General features: G+C 59.2%; 3 protein-coding genes and 2 pseudogenes. 2 read left to right on the top strand and 3 right to left on the bottom strand.

Annotation, left to right across the window (positions count from 1 at the left end; genetic code table 11):
• Positions 1–127, top strand: a pseudogene (locus FEM54_RS31170) (hypothetical protein); the annotation flags it as partial.
• Between the two features lie 234 nt (positions 128–361).
• Here FEM54_RS31170 and FEM54_RS31165 read toward each other — a convergent pair.
• Complete coding sequence (locus FEM54_RS31165) at positions 362–616, bottom strand: TIGR02647 family protein (RefSeq protein ID WP_010207442.1); 255 nt, start codon at positions 614–616, stop codon at positions 362–364.
• A gap of 95 nt (positions 617–711) precedes the next feature.
• Positions 712–996: a hypothetical protein gene (locus FEM54_RS31160; protein ID WP_017135000.1), complete on the bottom strand. Its 285-nt coding sequence runs from the start codon at positions 994–996 to the stop codon at positions 712–714.
• 126 nt (positions 997–1122) lie between these two features.
• On the opposite strand from FEM54_RS31160, the gene FEM54_RS31155 reads away from it, so the two are divergent.
• Positions 1123–1782, top strand: coding sequence for a glutathione S-transferase family protein (locus FEM54_RS31155; protein ID WP_138454128.1), 660 nt, complete (start codon positions 1123–1125; stop codon positions 1780–1782).
• 52 nt (positions 1783–1834) lie between these two features.
• On the opposite strand, the pseudogene FEM54_RS31150 reads toward FEM54_RS31155, so the two are convergent.
• Positions 1835–2119, bottom strand: a pseudogene (locus tag FEM54_RS31150) (argininosuccinate lyase); the annotation flags it as partial.

Below are 2119 nucleotides of genomic sequence, written 5' to 3'. Positions count from 1 at the left end.
CGAACTGGCCGAGTTGCGCAAAAAGTGCCAGTTGCTGGAAGCCTGGGCCTTGACCATGGGCGCTGAGGCGCATTTCTTTCTGATCGAGCCGACGCGCTTTGTTTCAGGCGAGCGCGATACGCAACTGGGCCAGCACCTTGCGGTCGATGCCTTCGTCCAGGTCGGGGCGGATTTCATGGGTGCGGGTCATTTCTGGGTCGTTGGCTCGCAGAGCCCGACGTGGGCGGCCGTGTAGGAGTTTACAGCCAGAAGCGTAGGAGGTTTAGATGATATGTGGCTTTTTGGCGTCAGAATTTTGTGCGGCCCACAGCAACGCCCTCGGAATCCGCCGCAGGCGGACCCCATGGGCGACAGTAAGGTGTCAGGCAGCTTCTTTGGTAGTGGCGGTAGTCAGGATAGTCAGCAGGGTTTGCGCTTGCTCGGCAGCGTCGCGGCCGAGGCTGGTCAGGTAGCCCCCATCCGGCTGGTCGATCAGGCCTTTGGCATGAAGGCGTTTGGCAGCGGCGATGGCAGTAGGCGCGGCGGTCTGGTGGACTTTCAGACCTTCCTTGGTGCTGTCCAAGGGGAAGAGTACAAGGATTTCCAGTTCGGCAACCAACTCAGGGGTATACGACATAAGGACTCCAGACTTTCTAAAATTTATTAGAGGCTAGCAGGCCATAAGGTGAACGCACTTTGCCGAACTGTCCAGCGTGTTGCTGCGTGCCCGGATTATTCCTTTTCCGGCGGCAACTCAGGCAGCGCCCGCAGGGCTGTTTCGTACCATTCGGTATTGAATGCGCGATCCTCGTCCAGCATCGCGTCGATCTCGAAAGCCAGCACGTGAGCCATGAGATTCAGGATCTCTTCACGCTCATAACCCACCAGGGTCAGTTTGTTGAACGTAGCCTTGGCGGCAGGCGGGTTGTCGCTTTCGATCTGATTTTCGATCGCTTCGATCAGTGTATTTTCGGTGAACTCTTCTTCGTCGCTGTCGATATCGGTCGGCTCGCTCATGGCAGGCTCCTCAAGGAAAGGGCGCCAGTCTACCGCCATTCAGGCAACTGATGCTGCTGGTCAGGCGGCCTGCATGGATCTATAACTCTTGCAGCCAACCCCACACCCGGCCTGGAGGCATTCGCAATGCTCAAGCTTTACGGATTTTCGGTCAGCAACTACTACAACATGGTCAAACTGGCGCTGCTGGAGAAAGGCCTGCCGTTCGAAGAAGTGCCGTTTTACGCAGGCCAAACCCCTGAAGCCCTGGCCGTCAGCCCGCGTGGCAAGGTGCCGGTGCTGGGCGTCAAGCAAGGCTTTATCAACGAAACCAGCGTGATCCTCGAGTACATCGAGCAAACCCAGGAAGGCCCGTCATTGCTACCCGCCGACCCGTATCAGCGCGCCCAGGTGCTGGCGTTGTGCCGGGAGATCGAGCTGTATATCGAGTTGCCCGCCCGCGCGTGTTTTGCCGAGGCGTTCTTTGGTATGCCGGTGCCGGATGCGATCAAGGACAAAGCCAAGGCTGAGTTGTTGCTGGGGGTTGGTTCTTTGGGCCGGCACGGCAAGTTCGCGCCGTATGTGGCGGGTGAGAGCTTCACGATTGCCGATCTGTATTTCATGTACAGCGTGAACCTCGCCTGCGCGGTGGGCGAGAAGCTGTTTGGCCTGGATTTGCTGGCGCAGTTGCCGAAGGCCAAGGCCTTGCTGGAGCGCTTGCATGAGATGCGCAACGCCAAGAGGGTGGCGGCGGACAGGGAGGCAGCGATGCCGGCGTTTATGGCGATGATTGCGGCCAAGAAGTAGATATTTGGCGGCAGGGATGACGCTATCGCAGCATAGGTATCTACACAACCGGTTAACACGAAGTCTGTGGCAGGTGGGCTGTTGTGGCGAGCAGCGCCTGGCCGCGCACAACGGCTGCCTTGACCTGCGCCGGCGCAGTGCCGCCCACGTGGTTACGGGCATTCACCGAGCCTTCAAGGGTCAGCACGGCGAACACGTCCTGCTCGATCTGGTCGCTGAACTGGCGCAGTTCTTCCAGGCTCATTTCCGCCAGGTCCTTGCCGGTGTCCACGCCGTACTTCACAGCATGGCCGACGATTTCGTGGCAGTCACGGAATGGCAGGCCACGGCGCACCAG

Source organism: Pseudomonas edaphica, from assembly GCF_005863185.1.
In the GTDB taxonomy this organism is placed as follows: Bacteria; Pseudomonadota; Gammaproteobacteria; order Pseudomonadales; family Pseudomonadaceae; genus Aquipseudomonas; species Aquipseudomonas edaphica.
This window is presented reverse-complemented; position numbering and strand designations above follow the sequence as displayed.